This is a genomic window from Streptomyces bikiniensis (assembly GCF_000716625.1).
GTDB lineage: Bacteria > Actinomycetota > Actinomycetes > Streptomycetales > Streptomycetaceae > Streptomyces > Streptomyces bikiniensis.
In genome coordinates this window covers 49,995-64,075 of sequence record NZ_JNXJ01000032.1, presented here as the reverse complement: position 1 = coordinate 64,075, position 14,081 = coordinate 49,995, and the positions used below count along the sequence as shown (strand labels likewise).

The 14,081-nt window shown below is 71.4% G+C and carries 11 protein-coding genes and 1 tRNA gene; 3 read left to right on the top strand and 9 right to left on the bottom strand.

Features of this window, described 5'->3' with window-relative positions; translation table 11 throughout:
• The first annotated feature begins 209 nt into the window (after positions 1 to 209).
• A complete protein-coding gene (locus OO47_RS23705) occupies positions 210 to 1,712 on the top strand; it encodes a glycoside hydrolase family 18 protein (protein ID WP_030210281.1) in 1,503 nt (500 codons plus the stop codon).
• Positions 1,713 to 1,799: 87 nt separating this feature from the next.
• On the opposite strand, the gene OO47_RS23700 is transcribed toward OO47_RS23705, so the two are convergent.
• The 7 genes from OO47_RS23700 to OO47_RS23670 all read right to left on the bottom strand — a co-directional run bounded on the left by OO47_RS23700 (position 1,800) and on the right by OO47_RS23670 (position 9,940).
• Entirely contained in the window at positions 1,800 to 3,449 is a 1,650-nt protein-coding gene (locus tag OO47_RS23700) for a bifunctional aspartate transaminase/aspartate 4-decarboxylase (protein ID WP_030210283.1), read from the bottom strand.
• 30 nt (positions 3,450 to 3,479) lie between these two features.
• Entirely contained in the window at positions 3,480 to 5,183 is a 1,704-nt protein-coding gene (aspT, locus tag OO47_RS23695) for an aspartate-alanine antiporter (protein WP_030210286.1), read from the bottom strand.
• A 9-nt stretch (positions 5,184 to 5,192) separates the two neighbouring features.
• The gene (gene aspT, locus OO47_RS23690; protein ID WP_030210288.1) at positions 5,193 to 6,875 is read right to left on the bottom strand and encodes an aspartate-alanine antiporter; all 1,683 of its coding nucleotides are present in this window, start codon (positions 6,873 to 6,875) and stop codon (positions 5,193 to 5,195) included.
• 199 nt (positions 6,876 to 7,074) lie between these two features.
• Positions 7,075 to 7,147 (bottom strand) — tRNA-His (locus OO47_RS23685).
• A 139-nt stretch (positions 7,148 to 7,286) separates the two neighbouring features.
• On the bottom strand, positions 7,287 to 7,889 hold the full coding sequence (orn, locus tag OO47_RS23680; RefSeq protein WP_030210290.1) for an oligoribonuclease: 603 nt from the start codon (positions 7,887 to 7,889) through the stop codon (positions 7,287 to 7,289).
• Between the two features lie 129 nt (positions 7,890 to 8,018).
• Complete coding sequence (locus OO47_RS23675; RefSeq protein ID WP_030210293.1) at positions 8,019 to 9,188, bottom strand: helix-turn-helix domain-containing protein; 1,170 nt, start codon at positions 9,186 to 9,188, stop codon at positions 8,019 to 8,021.
• A gap of 422 nt (positions 9,189 to 9,610) precedes the next feature.
• On the bottom strand, positions 9,611 to 9,940 hold the full coding sequence (locus OO47_RS23670; RefSeq protein ID WP_234323276.1) for a hypothetical protein: 330 nt from the start codon (positions 9,938 to 9,940) through the stop codon (positions 9,611 to 9,613).
• Between the two features lie 364 nt (positions 9,941 to 10,304).
• Between OO47_RS23670 and OO47_RS23665 the strand changes: the two genes are divergently transcribed.
• Both OO47_RS23665 and OO47_RS23660 read left to right on the top strand, forming a co-directional pair.
• Positions 10,305 to 10,826: a universal stress protein gene (locus OO47_RS23665; RefSeq protein WP_030210300.1), complete on the top strand. Its 522-nt coding sequence runs from the start codon at positions 10,305 to 10,307 to the stop codon at positions 10,824 to 10,826.
• Between the two features lie 157 nt (positions 10,827 to 10,983).
• Positions 10,984 to 11,553: a GPR1/FUN34/YaaH family transporter gene (locus OO47_RS23660; RefSeq protein ID WP_030210303.1), complete on the top strand. Its 570-nt coding sequence runs from the start codon at positions 10,984 to 10,986 to the stop codon at positions 11,551 to 11,553.
• A 177-nt stretch (positions 11,554 to 11,730) separates the two neighbouring features.
• Here OO47_RS23660 and glmS read toward each other — a convergent pair whose 3' ends face one another.
• Together glmS and OO47_RS23650 are read right to left on the bottom strand one after the other, a co-directional pair.
• Positions 11,731 to 13,548 carry a glutamine--fructose-6-phosphate transaminase (isomerizing) gene (gene glmS, locus OO47_RS23655; protein ID WP_030210305.1) on the bottom strand — a complete coding sequence of 606 codons (1,818 nt, stop codon included), beginning with the start codon at positions 13,546 to 13,548 and terminating at the stop codon, positions 11,731 to 11,733.
• Positions 13,549 to 13,618: 70 nt separating this feature from the next.
• Positions 13,619 to 13,894 (bottom strand): hypothetical protein, encoded by a 276-nt coding sequence (locus OO47_RS23650; RefSeq protein ID WP_030210307.1) that lies wholly within the window; start codon positions 13,892 to 13,894, stop codon positions 13,619 to 13,621.
• Between the last annotated feature and the right edge of the window lie 187 nt (positions 13,895 to 14,081).

Below are 14,081 nucleotides of genomic sequence, written 5' to 3'. Positions count from 1 at the left end.
CCGGCGGTTGTCCCTCCTCGGGGAGCGCACCCCGGGACCCGGGAAGCGCACCCCTCCGGGGAGCCCGGCAGAACCTTTCCTGGTTCCGATGGGCACCTTAAGCGGACCCTAAGGATCCCCGGCCCCGTCCCCGATCCCCCGCTTTGTCCGTTCCCCGCTCGCTAGCGTGCTGCCGCACCCCCACTTCCGCACGCAGAGGCAGGCACGCCATGGGCACCCGTTCGCACCGGCGCAGGGCGAGTACGAGGACCAAGGTCGTCGGAGCGGTCGTCACGGCGGCCGTCGTCGGCGGCGCCGCCTTCGCCTTCACCGGCACCGCCCAGGCCGCCTCCGTCGGCGCCGCCTACACCCGGACCAGCTCCTGGACCGGCGGCTACACCGGCCAGTACGTCGTCACCAACGAGACCTCCGCCGCCCAGTCCGACTGGACCCTGGAGTTCGACCTGCCGACCGGCACCACCATCGGCTCCCTCTGGAACGGCGAGCACACCGTCTCCGGCCGGCACGTCACGGTGAAGCCCGCGAGCTGGAACCGGCAGCTGGCCCCCGGCCAGTCCGTCACCGTCGGCTTCGTCACCTCCGCCGCCGGAGAGGCGGGCGACCCCGCGAACTGCCTGATCAACAAGGCGTCCTGTTCGGCCGGCGGCCCCGCCCCCACCCCCAGCGGCCGCCCCACCGACCGGCCCACGGCCACCGCCACCCCCACGGCGACGGCCAAGCCGACTCCGACCCCGACCGCGTCCGCCACCACGGCCCCCGCGCCGACGCGGACCCCGGCCCCGACGCCCACCCCCACGACCTCCACGCCGGCCCCCGCGACCGGCGCGAAGTTCGCCCCGTACGTCGACACCTCGCTCCACCCGGCGTACGACCTGCTCGCGACCGCCGACGCCACCGGCGTGAAGGAGTTCAACCTCGCCTTCATCACCTCCGGCGGCGCCTGCGCCCCGCTGTGGGGCGGGGTCACCGACCTGGCGAACGACAAGGTCGCCGCCCAGATCGGCGCCCTGCGCGCCAAGGGCGGTGACGTCCGCGTCTCCTTCGGCGGCGCCGCAGGCCACGAGCTGGCCCTGAACTGCTCCTCCGCCCCGGCGCTCGCCGCCGCGTACGGCGAGGTCGTCGACCGGTACGGGCTGACCAAGGTCGACTTCGACGTCGAGGGCGCGGCCCTGCCGGACACCGCCGCCAACACCCGCCGCTCGCAGGCGATCGCGCAGCTCCAGAAGGCCCACCCGGGCCTGGACGTCTCCTTCACCCTGCCGGTCATGCCCGAGGGCCTGACCCAGCCGGGCGTGGACCTGCTGGCCGACGCCAAGCGGAACGGGGTCCGCGTCGACGCCGTCAACATCATGGCGATGGACTACGGCCCGGCGTACAGCGCCGACATGGGTACGTACGCGATCCAGGCCGCGACCGCGACGCAGGCCCAGATCAAGGGCGTCCTCGGGCTCTCCGACGCGGCCGCCTGGAAGGCCGTCGCCGTCACCCCGATGATCGGCGTCAACGACGTCACCACCGAGGTCTTCACGGTGGACGACGCCACCCAGCTCGTCGACTTCGCGAAGTCCAAGGGCCTCGGTTGGCTCTCGATGTGGTCCTCGACCCGCGACAAGCAGTGCCCGGACGGCGCCGTGAACCGCGCCGACGCCACCTGCTCCTCGATCCTCCAGCAGCCGCTGGCCTTCACGAAGGCGTTCGCCGCCTACCGGTAGGCCCTCACGGACCACTGTGCCCCCCCACACCGCGCGCCCCGGTCGGCCCCCCTACCTCCGACCGGGGCGCGCCCCTCCTGCCTCTCGTCAGGCCCCCGAGGCCTGCCACTCCTCCGCGTACGCGTCGAAGATCGCCCGCAGGTGGTGGCCGATCTTCAGGTAGTCCAGGTCGTCCAGGTTGGCGAGCGACACCCGCACGGACCACTCCGGGCCGTCGAAGCCGCCGCCGTTGAGCAGGACCACGCCCGTCTGCTGGGCCAGCCGGAACAGCGGGTCCACCGGCTCGTAGTTCTTCTCCAGGAAGTCCGCGAACGGCTTGCCGTGCACCCGCTCGGCCTCCGCGAGCAGGTCCAGCTCGATGTAGTAGGCGGCCCGCTGCGGATCCTCCGAGATCTTCATGCGGGCGCCCTCCAGGAGCAGGTCGAGCCGACGGCCGACGATCCCGCGGATCCGCTCCTTGTACGCCCGCCCCTCCTCCAGCATGTCGAAGAGGGAGAAGAGCACCATCATCACCTGCTGCGGCAGCGAGAGCCCGGCCGTGTGGTTGAGCGCCACCTGGCGCGAGTCCGCCACCATCCGGTCGATGAACCGCATCTTCTCCGGTTCGAGCGTCAGCGTCCCGTACCGCTTGTTCAGCCGCTCCTTCTCCTCCTCCGGCAGCTCCGCCAGCATCGCGTCGATCACGTTGTCGTCGTTCAGGCCGATGACGCCGAGCCGCCAGCCCGTGGCGCCGTAGTGCTTGGAGTACGAGTACACGAGCAGCGTGTTGCGCGGCAGGTCGGCGGCGATCGAGCGGAAGCCGGGCACGAACGTCCCGTAGACGTCGTCCGTGACGATCAGCAGGTTCGGGTTCTTCGAGGCGACGATCTCCTTGATCTGGTCGGCGACCCGCCGGCTCAGCGCGAGGGACGGCGGATTGGACGGGTTCACCAGGCAGACCAGCTTGACGGAGGGGTCCTCCAGCTTGGCGACCTCCTCGGCCGGGTAGCGCCACTGGCGCACCCCGGTCTCGGTGAAGAGGCTCGCCTCGACCGTCACCACGTCGAAGTCGTAGGTGTCCAGCTCGGGGATCTCGATGTACGGGGTGAAGACCGGGACCATCAGGGCGATCCGGTCGCCCTTCTTCAGGATCCCGTTCTTCATCAGGGAGTCGAAGATGTAGCACATGGCGGCCGTGCCGCCCTCGGTCGCGAACAGCGAGGTGTTCCCGGCCGGCGGCTTCCCGTCGAACATCTCGTCGTCGAGGTAGCCGCGCACGATCCGCTCGGCGTGCGGCAGCATCCGGTCCGGCACCGGGTAGTTGTCGCCGACCGAACTGTCCGTCAGCTCGTGCAGGAACGAGTCCCGGTCGAAGCCGAAGCGCTCCACCGCGTACGCCACGCTCTTCTCCAGGAGCTCGATCCCCGGCAGGTCCGGGTGCTGCCGCACGAAGGCGTCGAAGCGCTCGCCGGACCCCTTCACCTCGGGCATGCCGCCCAGGTCGTCGGCGGTCCACACGCGGCGGGACTCCGCCAGGGAGAAGTAGCCGAGGGCGTGGAAGGCCTCGCGGGGCCCGGTGGCCACCCAGTTCGGGTTGCCGCGGCCCGCGTTGAGCATCTGCACCTGCGACTTGTCCTTCTGCCCGGGCTGGTCCTCCTGGGCCTGCTTGGCGAGCGAGATGAAGGTGTCCTTGAGCTCGAACGGCGAGAGCTGCGCGAAGGACCTGATCTCCTCGCGGGTGAACGTGGGCTTGGGCACGGCATGTCCTTCCGTACGGGAGGGTTCGCGTCAGTGGTGGAGGATGACGATCACGGCGCCCCAGACGGTCAGCAGGACGTTGCCCACCGCGTAGGGGATCGTGTAGCCGAGGGTCGGGATCTGCGACCGGGACTGTTCGTTGATCGCGCCGATCGCCGCGGTCGTCGTCTGGCCGCCGGCCAGGACGCCCATCAGGATCGGAAAGCGGATCTTCTGGACGTAGTGGCCGACGAGGAAGCCGACGAGCAGCGGGATCACGGTCGCCACCGCGCCCCAGAGCAGCAGCCCCCAGCCGGCCGAGGCCAGGCCGCCGGTGAAGCTCGGCCCGGCGTTGATGCCGACGACCGCGACGAACAGGCACAGGCCCAGGGTGTCCATGAACCACTGCGCGCCGGGCGGGACGTTGCCGTACGTCGGGTACTTGCCGCGGATCCAGCCGAAGACCAGGCCCATGATCAGCGCGCCGCCGGAGGTGGAGAGCGAGATCGGCACGCCGGACACGGTCAGGGCCGGGATGCCGACGCAGCCGCCGAGGAAGATGCCGAGGCCCACCCAGAGCATGTCGGTGGCGAAGGAGGTCGGCACGGGCTTGCCGATCGCCTTCCCCGCCGGGTCCACGAGCCGCTTCGGCCCGGTCAGGACCAGGGTGTCGCCGCGCTCCAGGGTGGTCGAGAGGCGGTACGGGTACTCGGCGCCCGCCCGGTAGACTTTGTCGACGTACACGCCCACCATGAAGGGCTCGCGGCGCAGGTCGGCGATGCTCCTGCCGAGCTGCGCCTTCTCCGAGGCGACCACGTGCAGGGTCTCCGTCCGGTACCCGAGCAGTTCGACGTCGTCCGCCTCCGGCCCGACGTGGGTCAGCGGGTCGAAGTCGACGAGCGAGCCGCGCAGCGCGCTGATCGCCACCGTGTCGCCCTCGCGGAGCACCGTCCGCTGGTCGTGGTCGAGGATCTTCCCGTCCCGCCGCACCCGGGTGAGGTAGACGCGGCGGCCGAGCGCCTTCTGCTGCTGCTCGAAGTCGTCGATGGTGCGGCCGGCGAGGTCGGGGCGCTCGACGCGGTACGCGCGGAGCACGACCTCGTAGTAGCCCTCGGACAGGTCGGGGTCGTCGCCGGGCGCGTCCAGCTCCTCGGCGAGCCGCGCCGACTCGGCGGCCAGGTCCCGCTTGTACAGCCTGGGCAGGACGTTGGCGAGGAGCAGCGCGCAGAGGATCGTGCCGAGCGGGTACGTGACGGCGTAGCCGATCGCGACCAGGTTCTCCTCGGTCTTCGTCTGCGCGGCGGAGAGCCCCGGCAGGTTGCCGATGGCGTCCTGGGCGACGCCGATGACGGCGGACTGGGTGAGCGCGCCGCCGAGGAGCCCGGCGGAGAGGCCGGGGCCGTACCCGAGCATCGCGGCGAAGCCCCAGGAGACGAGGAGGCCCGTCACGCAGACGACGACGGCGTTGACGACCTGCGGCAGGCCGTCCTTCTTCAGGCCCCGGAAGAACTGCGGGCCGACCTTGTAGCCGAGGGCGAAGAGGAACATGGTGAAGAAGAGGTTCTTCACCGTGGCGTCGATCGTCACCTCGAACTGCGCGCCGAGCAGCAGCCCGGCCACCAGGCAGCCGGTGACGGCGCCGAGCGCGAGGGTCCGGTAGCGGAGCCTCCCGAAGAGGAAGCCGAGCGCGACGGTGAGGAAGACGAGGAGTTCGGGGTGGGGCTGGAAGACGTTCCGGTTCAGGAAGTCGATCATCGCGCCGCCTCACGCCCCCAGGATGCCGACGAGCAGCGGGCCGGTCAGGGGGAGCAGGAAGTTGGAGAGGGTGTACGTGATCGTGTAGCCGAGCATCGGGACCGAGCTCTGGGCCACCTGGGTGATCGAGGTGATGGCCGGGGTCGAGCACTGCTGGCCCGCGATGGCGCCGATGAGCAGCGGCTTCTCGATCTTCAGCAGCTTGCGGCCGACGACGAGGGAGATCGTCGCGGGCACCAGGACCATCGCGATCCCCGCGAACGGCAGCAGCGCCCCGTACTCCTTGAGCAGCGGCCAGGCCTGCGGGCCCGACACCAGGCCCGTGCAGGCGATGAAGATCGCCAGGCCCATGTCCTTGAGGGTGGCGGCGGCCTGCGGCGGGAAGGCGCCGAAGGTCTGGGTGCGGGACCGGAACCAGCCGAAGAGCAGCCCGGAGATCAGACAGCCGCCGCCGGTGCCGAGCGACAGGGGGACGTCGCCGAACTCGACCACGACCTGGCCGAGCAGCGAGCCGCAGACGATGCCGAGGCCCAGGTAGATGAAGTCCGTGGCGTCGTTCCTCACGGTCGCGCCGATCCGGGACGCCAGCTTGCCCAGGCCCGAGCGGGCGCCGACCAGGGTGAGCACGTCACCGCGGTCGACGACGGTCTCCGGCGTGGCGGGCAGGTGCTGGTCGTTGCGCAGCACGTCCGTGACGTACACCCCGCCGGAGGAGAACTCCGGGTGCTCCTTGGAGAGGGTGTCGAGGGACTTGCCGGAGACGCCCTTGTCGGTCAGGGAGACCTGGGTGGTGGCGAGCGGGGTGTCCAGGCCGGGGACGGCCGGCGTCTCGGGGCCGATGACCCGGCCCGCCTCGATGATGTTGGCCCGCCGGCCGACGGCGAGCACCAGGTCGGAGAGGGTGAGCACGAAGCCGGGCGGGGGAGGGGTGAGCACCTTGCTGCCGCGTTTCACCGCCTCGACGGTGACCCGGCCGCCGAGCGAGCGCTCCAGGTCGGCGACCCCGGTCCCGTCCGCGTGCGTGACCAGGAACGTCCGGCCGACCAGGCCCGGGAGTGCCTCGCGCTCGTCGGACTCCAGGCCGCCGCCCTCGCCGCGCATCCGCTCCCAGAGCTCGCGCGAGGCGTCGCGGAGGTTGATCCGCATCAGCATCGGCATGATCTGGCTGGTGTAGATGACGATGGTGACGAGGCCGAACAGGTAGCAGACGGTGTACGCGGTGGCCACGTGGCCCTGGTACTGGGTGATCTGCTCCTGGGTCAGGTCGCTCAGCTTGGCGATGGACTCGGTGGCCGTGCCGACGACCGCCGACTCGGTGGCCGCGCCGGCGAGGATGCCCGCGGCGGTGCCGACGTCGAGGTCGAAGGCCTCCGCGATGCCGAGGGCGATGCCGACGACGCAGACGACCTCGATGAGGCAGAGGGCGAAGAAGCGCAGGCTCTTCCGGTTGAGGTTGGCGAAGAACTGCGGCCCCGCCATGTAGCCGAGCGAGAAGATGAAGAGCGCGAAGAAGATCGTCTTCACGTCGTCGGAGACGGTGGCCTTCGTCCAGGCGCCGAGGAGCAGCGAGACGATCAGGGTGCCGCAGATGCCGCCGAGGGTGATGGGGCCGACGCGCAGCTTGCCGACGAGGTAGCCGGCCGCGAGGGAGAGGAAGAGGACGAGTTCGGGATGGTCACGCAGGATTCCCATCCGCTCTCACCCCGCCCCCGGCGGCCGGAGAAAACCTGACGATATAGGACATAAAGGGAAGCTAGCAGGGGGGTCGGAGGCGGGGGTCGCCGTTTGACCCGAACGGATGAGCGGACCGGGGCGTGGCGGAAGCGCCGAGCGCGGACGCACGGAAACGACCGAGGCCCCGGTTCTCACGAACCGGGGCCTCGGTGCAGAGGGTGAGTAACGGGACTCGAACCCGCGACATCCTGGACCACAACCAGGTGCTCTACCAGCTGAGCTATACCCACCACGACCGGCGGTTTTCCCGAAGGTTTCCCCGACCGGCCGAGAAGAAGTCTACAGGGTCCGGGAGGGTGCTCGCGCCCGCGTTTCCCGGAGGGGCGTTCGAGGGCGCGAGCGGGCGGTCAGTCCCCTGTCACGCCGGGATCACTCCGCGGGAAGGACGTGGCGTGCCGCGATCCGCTTCGCGGTCTCCGAGTCGGGGCCGGGCTGCGGGACGAAGACCGCCTCGCGGTAGTAGCGCAGCTCGGCGATGGACTCGCGGATGTCGGCGAGCGCCCGGTGGTTGCCGTTCTTCTCCGGACTGTTGAAGTACGCCCTCGGGTACCAGCGGCGGGCCAGTTCCTTGACCGAGGAGACATCGACGATCCGGTAGTGCAGGTGGCCCTCCAGGGCGGGCATGTCGCGGGCGAGGAAGCCGCGGTCGGTGGAGACCGAGTTCCCGCACAGCGGCGCCTTGCCGGGCTCCTTGACGTGCTCGCGGATGTAGGCGAGGACCTGGGCCTCGGCGTCGGCGAGCGTGGTGCCGCCCGGCAGCGCGTCGAGCAGCCCCGAGGCCGTGTGCATCTGGCGCACGATCTCCGGCATGGTCTCCAGGGCCGCGTCCGGCGGACGGATCACGATGTCCACGCCGTCGCCGAGCACGTTCAGTTCCGAGTCGGTGACCAGCGCGGCCACCTCGATGAGTGCGTCGTCCGTCAGCGAGAGCCCGGTCATCTCGCAGTCGATCCACACCATGCGATCGTTCATGCGTCCACCTTAGGGGGTGCGCGGAGGATCGGATCCGGCCCGGAAGCCCGACGGGCGCCCGGGGGAGGTGTCCCCGGGCGCCCGTCGTTCCTGCGGTGCGCGGCTTGTGGCCGCGCGGGTCTCATCCGGTCACGGCGCGCTGCGCTGGCCCGGCAGGGAGGGCCGTCCGGACGCGTACGCGTCGGACTGCGGCTTCCCCGGCTCCAGCGCCGGGCCCGGCCGCCGTACACCGGCCGCGACCTGGGCGGGCACGACCGGGTCGAGCAGCGCCGTACCGGCCTCGCCCTGCGGACGCCGGGCGCGGTACGCCGCCCGGTAGGCCGCCGGCGAGGAGCCGAGCTGGCGCCGGAAGTGGCCGCGCAGCGCCACCGGGGAGCGGAAGCCGCACCGGCCCGCCACCTCGTCGACCGAGTAGTCGGAGGTTTCGAGCAGCCGCTGCGCCTGGAGCACCCGCTGGGTGATCAGCCACTGGAGCGGCGCCGAGCCCGTGAGGGAGCGGAACCTGCGGTCGAAGGTCCGCCGCGACATGTACGCGCGCGCCGCGAGCGTCTCCACGTCGAACTGCTCGTGGAGGTGTTCGAGCGCCCAGGCGACGACCTCGGCCAGCGGGTCGGCGCCGATCTCCTCGGGTAAAGACCTGTCGAGGTAGCGCTCCTGACCGCCGCTGCGCCGCGGCGGGACGACCAGGCGGCGCGCCAGGGCGCCCGCGGCCTCCGTGCCGTGGTCGGTCCGCACGATGTGCAGACACAGATCGATTCCGGCCGCGGTGCCGGCGGAGGTCAGTACGTCCCCGTCGTCGACGAAGAGCTCCCGCGGGTCCACGTGGACCGACGGATAGCGCTTGGCGAGCGTCGGCGCGTACATCCAGTGCGTGGTCGCCGGGCGGCCGTCGAGCAGTCCGGCCGCGGCCAGGACGAACGCCCCGGTGCACAGCCCGACGATCCTGGCCCCCTCCTCGTGTGCGCGGCGCAGCGCGTCGAGCGCCTCCGGCGGCGGCGGCGAGGTGATCGACCGCCAGGCCGGGACGACGACGGTGCCCGCCCGGCCGATGGCCTCTAGGCCGTACGGCGCGGTGAGTTCGAGCCCGCCGGTGGTCCGCAGCGGTCCTTCCTCGCCGGCGCAGACGAGCAGCCGGTAACGTGGCACTCCGGCGTCCTGCCGGTCGATGCCGAACACGGAGAGCGGGATGGAGCTCTCGAAGATGGGGCCGCCGCTGAACAGCAGCACCGCGACGACTTCGCGACGCCGGCGCCCGGACAGTTTCCGTCCGGCCTCCGGTGCGGTGGAGTCCTGGCTCATGACGCTAAGCCCCCCTCGGTGTTCGCGTCTCCCTGGTCGTGTCGCTCCTGCACGTTTCCCCTCGGTTTTGCACGAGACCCCAGTCTTCGGTACCCATGATCGAATCTACTGCGTCCCGTGGCGCCGGGGTGACAAGTTCTCCATCCGGTGGATTGTCGACAAGGCAACTTGGCGTGAAGCGATCGATCGCGGGGAGGCGCGCGCGGAGGCCCCCGAGGGGCGCGCCGGGGTGGTGAACGCCCCGGTACGCGGGGGGTGTGACCCCCTGGGACGGGGGTTCCGGGGGTGACGGCGCCCGGGTTGGCCAATCGTTACGCCAAGGACTCGCCGGTCACCGGAAGTTGGCTGAAAACATATGGGATCGGTTGTGCGAGCCTGTCAACTCGAAAGGGGTCGGGAGCGCCCGGGAGCCCCCTCCCCGACTAGTGCCGGCGTCCGCCGCGGGCGGTCTCCGCGCGGAGACCCCGCTCCGAGCGCCGCAGCAGCAGCCGGCAGGCCGCCGTCACCGAGACGAGGCCGAGCGCGGCGCCGGCCGCCCCGGCGAGCGAGGTGCCGTAGACGACGAGCACCACCGGGACCAGGACGCAGCAGAAGGCCGCCCAGCGGACGAGGCCGTCGGCGGCCTGCTCCCCCTTCTTCTCCACCGCCGTGCCCGGGGGAGGGGCGTCCGTACGGCGGTGGGCGGGGGGCGCGGCGAGCGTCGGGGTGGGGGCGGCGGAGGACCGGGCGGTGGCGGTCGGCGGTACGGGCACGGGCGCTCTCCCTGCGGCGGTGGGTGGACCTGTGGCAACGAGGAACGGAACGTTCCGGTCACTCTCGGCGACGTCCGTTCGGCCCCGCGCGTCCGCCCGGCGCGCTCCCCGGACGGACGCCTGTAGGACACAACCGGCATTGCCAGATCCCGAACCGCTCGTGCATGCTCCCTGGAACGCCGCGCGCGAGCGGTGTGTCCGCCGGGCTCGACGCGGTGGGCCCTGGGCAGGAGAGGAGTGCCGCCGTACCCTTGGGGGTATGGGCTTGGGAAGATGATTCCCGGACACAGCTCCGCCGCCTCCCGTTGTTCCTCTCCTCCTTCTCCCGTCCCTTCCCACGAGGACCCTCTTCGCCGAGACACCGATGGCCGGTCACGAATTCCCCGAACCCGCGGACCGCAAGCGCGTCGCCGACTCCACGGTCGACCCCCTCGCGGTCGAACAGCCACGTCATGCCTGCGACCCGGCCTTCCGGCACGGGGTGGTCGTCGGCTTCGACGGCTCCACGTCCAGTGAGCGCGCCCTCGCGTACGCCATCGGCATGGCCCGCCGCTCCGGCTCCGGCCTGATCATCGTGCACGTGGCCAACCGGCTGCCCACCACCGTCTGGGCCGGCTGCGAGCCCCCCGTCTTCGTGGACGTGCCCGACCACCGCACCGAGGTCCTCGGCCTGGAGCTGGCCTGTGCCGAGCACCTCGCCGAGGTGCCGTGGATCCTGGTCGAGCGCGGCGGCGACATCTGTCACGAGCTGGAGGAGGTCGGCCGGGAGTACTCGGCCGACGCGATCGTGGTCGGCTCCACGCACGGGATCGTCGGGCGGATCTTCGGCTCGGTGGCCGGCCGCCTCGCGCGCCGCGCCCAGCGGCCCGTGGTCGTCATCCCGTAACCCCGCACCGCCGCTCTCCCCTCGACTCCCTCAACTGCCGTCATCCGACCATGATTTCGGCCTTCCTCAGGTGAATTGTGTGCTTGTGAAGGGTAGATAAAGGCCACGGAACACAGCAGCTCACGCAGCACGACTGCGCATCTGAAGGGAGCCCGCCGTGGACAACGACGTCGCCGCGGGAAACACCAGCCCCACGCTCGGCCACCTCGCACTCGGACTGACCCTCCTGGCCTTCGGCCTGGGCGGCACGGGTGTCATCGACAACGTCGCGGCGGCGGACGCCGCGGGCCTCGCCACCTGGGTCGGCGGGGTGACGCTCTTCCTCGTCGGCCTGCTCGCCCTGCGCGCGGGCGACACCCGGGAGGGCACGGCGTACACGGCGCTCGGCGCCTTCTGGTTCACCTGGGGGACCGCCGCCGGCGGCGGAGCCTCGGCCGACGCCGTGGGGGTCTTCCTGCTCCTGTGGGCGCTCCTCGCGCTCACGCTGACCCTGGCGGCCTCGGGCGGCGGCCTCTTCGGGCAGGGCGTGTACGGGCTGCTGTTCGTCGCGCTGCTGCTCCTGGGCATCGGTGCCCTGGCCGGCAACGGCGGCCTCGGGAAGGCGGGCGGCTGGGTCGCCGCCGTCGCCGGACTGCTCGCCTGGTACGGGGCCACGGCCGCCGTCGCGGGCTGGCCGACGGCGCTGCGGCGCCGGGCGCCGGGCGAGAGCGCCCCGGCCGCGGGCTAGGGCGTGTGTCGAAAGTCCCGCCTGCCCGGCGGATCGGGGTCGGACGGGCCCTGGGCCGGGAAGCACGACGGTCCCCGTGCACGGGAGGTGTGTGCACGGGGACCGTCGCGTGTCAGGTCGGGCGCCGGGGGACAGGCCCGGCGGCGACGGGTCCGGGGGACAGGCCCGGACCGGCCGCTACTCGACCGTGACGGACTTGGCCAGGTTGCGCGGCTTGTCGATGTCGCGGCCCATGGCGAGGGCGGTGTGGTACGCGAAGAGCTGGAGCGGGATGCCCATGAGGATCGGGTCCAGCTCGTCCTCGTTCTTCGGGACCAGGATGGTGTGGTCGGCCTTCTCCTGCGGCTGGTGCGCGACCGCGAGGATGCGGCCGCTGCGGGCCTTGATCTCCTCCAGGGCGGCGCGGTTCTTCTCCAGGAGGTCGTCGTCGGGGACGATCGCGACCGTCGGCAGGGCCGGCTCGATGAGGGCGAGCGGGCCGTGCTTCAGCTCGGAGGCCGGGTAGGCCTCGGCGTGGATGTAGGAGATCTCCTTGAGCTTGAGGGAGGCCTCCAGGGCGACCGGGTAGCCGCGCACGCGCCCGATGAACATCATCGACTGGGCGCCCGCGTACACCTCGGCGAGGCGCTTGATCTCGTCCTCGCCCTTGAGGATCTCCTCGATCTGGGCGGGGAGGCGGCGCAGGCCCTCGATGATCCGCTTGCCGTCGGTGACGGACAGGTCGCGGATGCGGCCGAGGTGCAGGGCGAGCAGGGCGAAGGCGGTCACCGTGTTGGTGAAGCACTTGGTGGAGACGACGCAGACCTCGGGGCCGGCGTGGACGTACACGCCGCCGTCGGCCTCGCGGGCGATGGCGGAGCCGACCACGTTGACGACGCCGAGGACGCGGGCGCCCTTCCGCTTGAGCTCCTGGACGGCGGCGAGCACGTCGTAGGTCTCGCCGGACTGGGAGACGGCGATGTAGAGGGTGTCGGGGTCCACGACCGGGTTGCGGTAGCGGAACTCCGAGGCCGGCTCGGCGTCGGCGGGGATGCGGGCCATGGACTCGATGAGCCCGGCGCCGATGAGGCCGGCGTGGTACGAGGTGCCGCAGCCGAGGATCTTGATGCGGCGGATGGTGCGGGCCTCGCGCGGGTCCAGGTTCAGGCCGCCCAGGTGCACGGTGGAGAAGCGGTCGTCGATCCGGCCGCGCAGGACGCGGTCGACCGCGTCGGGCTGCTCGGAGATCTCCTTGTGCATGAAGGTGTCGTGGCCGCCCATGTCGTAGGAGGCGGCCTCCCACTCGACGGTCTCGGGGGTGGCGGTGGTGGTGGCGCCGGAGACCGTGTAGGTGCGGAAGTCGTCGGCCTTGAGGGTGGCCATCTCGCCGTCGTCGAGGGTGACGACCTGGCGGGTGTGGGCGATCAGGGCGGCGACGTCGGAGGCGACGAGCATCTCCTTCTCGCCGATGCCGAGGATGACCGGGGAGCCGTTGCGGGCGACGACGATGCGGTCGTTGAAGTCGGCGTGCATCACGGCGATGCCGTAGGTGCCCTCGATGACCTTCAGGGCCTCGCGGACCTTCTCCTCCAGGGTCTCGGCCTGGGAGCGCGCGACGAGGTGGGTGATGACCTCGGTGTCCGTCTCGGAGGCGAAGACGACGCCGTCGGCCTCCAGCTTGGCGCGCAGCTCGGCGGCGTTGTCCACGATGCCGTTGTGGACGACGGCGACCTTGTTCTCGGGGTCCAGGTGCGGGTGCGAGTTGACGTCGCTCGGCGCGCCGTGGGTGGCCCAGCGGGTGTGGGCGATGCCGGTGGTGCCGGTGAACCGCTTGGGGACGCGGGCCTCCAGGTCGCGGACCCGGCCCTTGGCCTTCACCATCTTCAGGCCGGAGGCCTTCGGGCTGGTGACGACCATGCCGGCGGAGTCGTATCCGCGGTACTCCAGGCGCTGCAGGCCTTCGAGCAGCAGCGGTGCCACGTCGCGCTTACCGATGTAACCGACAATTCCGCACATAAAGGTGAAACCCCTCCAGGTCAGTGGATGTACTCGGCCGTTCGGGCCGTCCTTCGGGAGCCGGGGAGGCTCAGCCGTACACGATCCGGCGCAGCTGCCGGAGCGAGAGCTCCGGCGGTGCCACGGCCCGGTGCGGCAGCTCCGCCGCGATCCGTTCGAAGATCTCGGCGTTCACGGCCCCGCCGGACTGCAGCTCGCGGTGGCGGCGGCGGACGAACTCCTCGGTCGTCTCGTCGAAGTACGCCAGCACGTCGAGCACCACCCGGGCGGCCTCACCGCGCTGGAGCGCGGTGCTGCGGACCAGATGGTCGATGAGGTCGTCGTGCGACGGACGGCGTTCGAGCACCCGTGAATACTGAGGGGTGCTCCCGGCCCTTCGCAAGAATCCTGCCCGAAATCGGGCAGGGGGCGCCGGTTCAGGCCCTTGAAACGGGTGATTGGCCTAGACCTGGGCCGCCGACGGCGGCAGCGGTACACAGGGGCACGGTTCGGATATAGAAAACGACAGACGCGTCGACCACCCGAAGGGGAGC

What these genes read in the sequence shown, in the direction of transcription:
- orn (WP_030210290.1), bottom strand. Translation starts at nt 7,889, where the DNA reads ATGAACGATCGCATGGTGTGGATCGACTGCGAGATGACCGGGCTCTCG.
- glmS (WP_030210305.1), bottom strand. Translation starts at nt 13,548, where the DNA reads ATGTGCGGAATTGTCGGTTACATCGGTAAGCGCGACGTGGCACCGCTG.
- aspT (WP_030210288.1), bottom strand. Translation starts at nt 6,875, where the DNA reads ATGGGAATCCTGCGTGACCATCCCGAACTCGTCCTCTTCCTCTCCCTC.
- OO47_RS23705 (WP_030210281.1), top strand. Translation starts at nt 210, where the DNA reads ATGGGCACCCGTTCGCACCGGCGCAGGGCGAGTACGAGGACCAAGGTC.
- OO47_RS23665 (WP_030210300.1), top strand. Translation starts at nt 10,305, where the DNA reads ATGGCCGGTCACGAATTCCCCGAACCCGCGGACCGCAAGCGCGTCGCC.
- aspT (WP_030210286.1), bottom strand. Translation starts at nt 5,183, where the DNA reads ATGATCGACTTCCTGAACCGGAACGTCTTCCAGCCCCACCCCGAACTC.
- OO47_RS23675 (WP_030210293.1), bottom strand. Translation starts at nt 9,188, where the DNA reads ATGAGCCAGGACTCCACCGCACCGGAGGCCGGACGGAAACTGTCCGGG.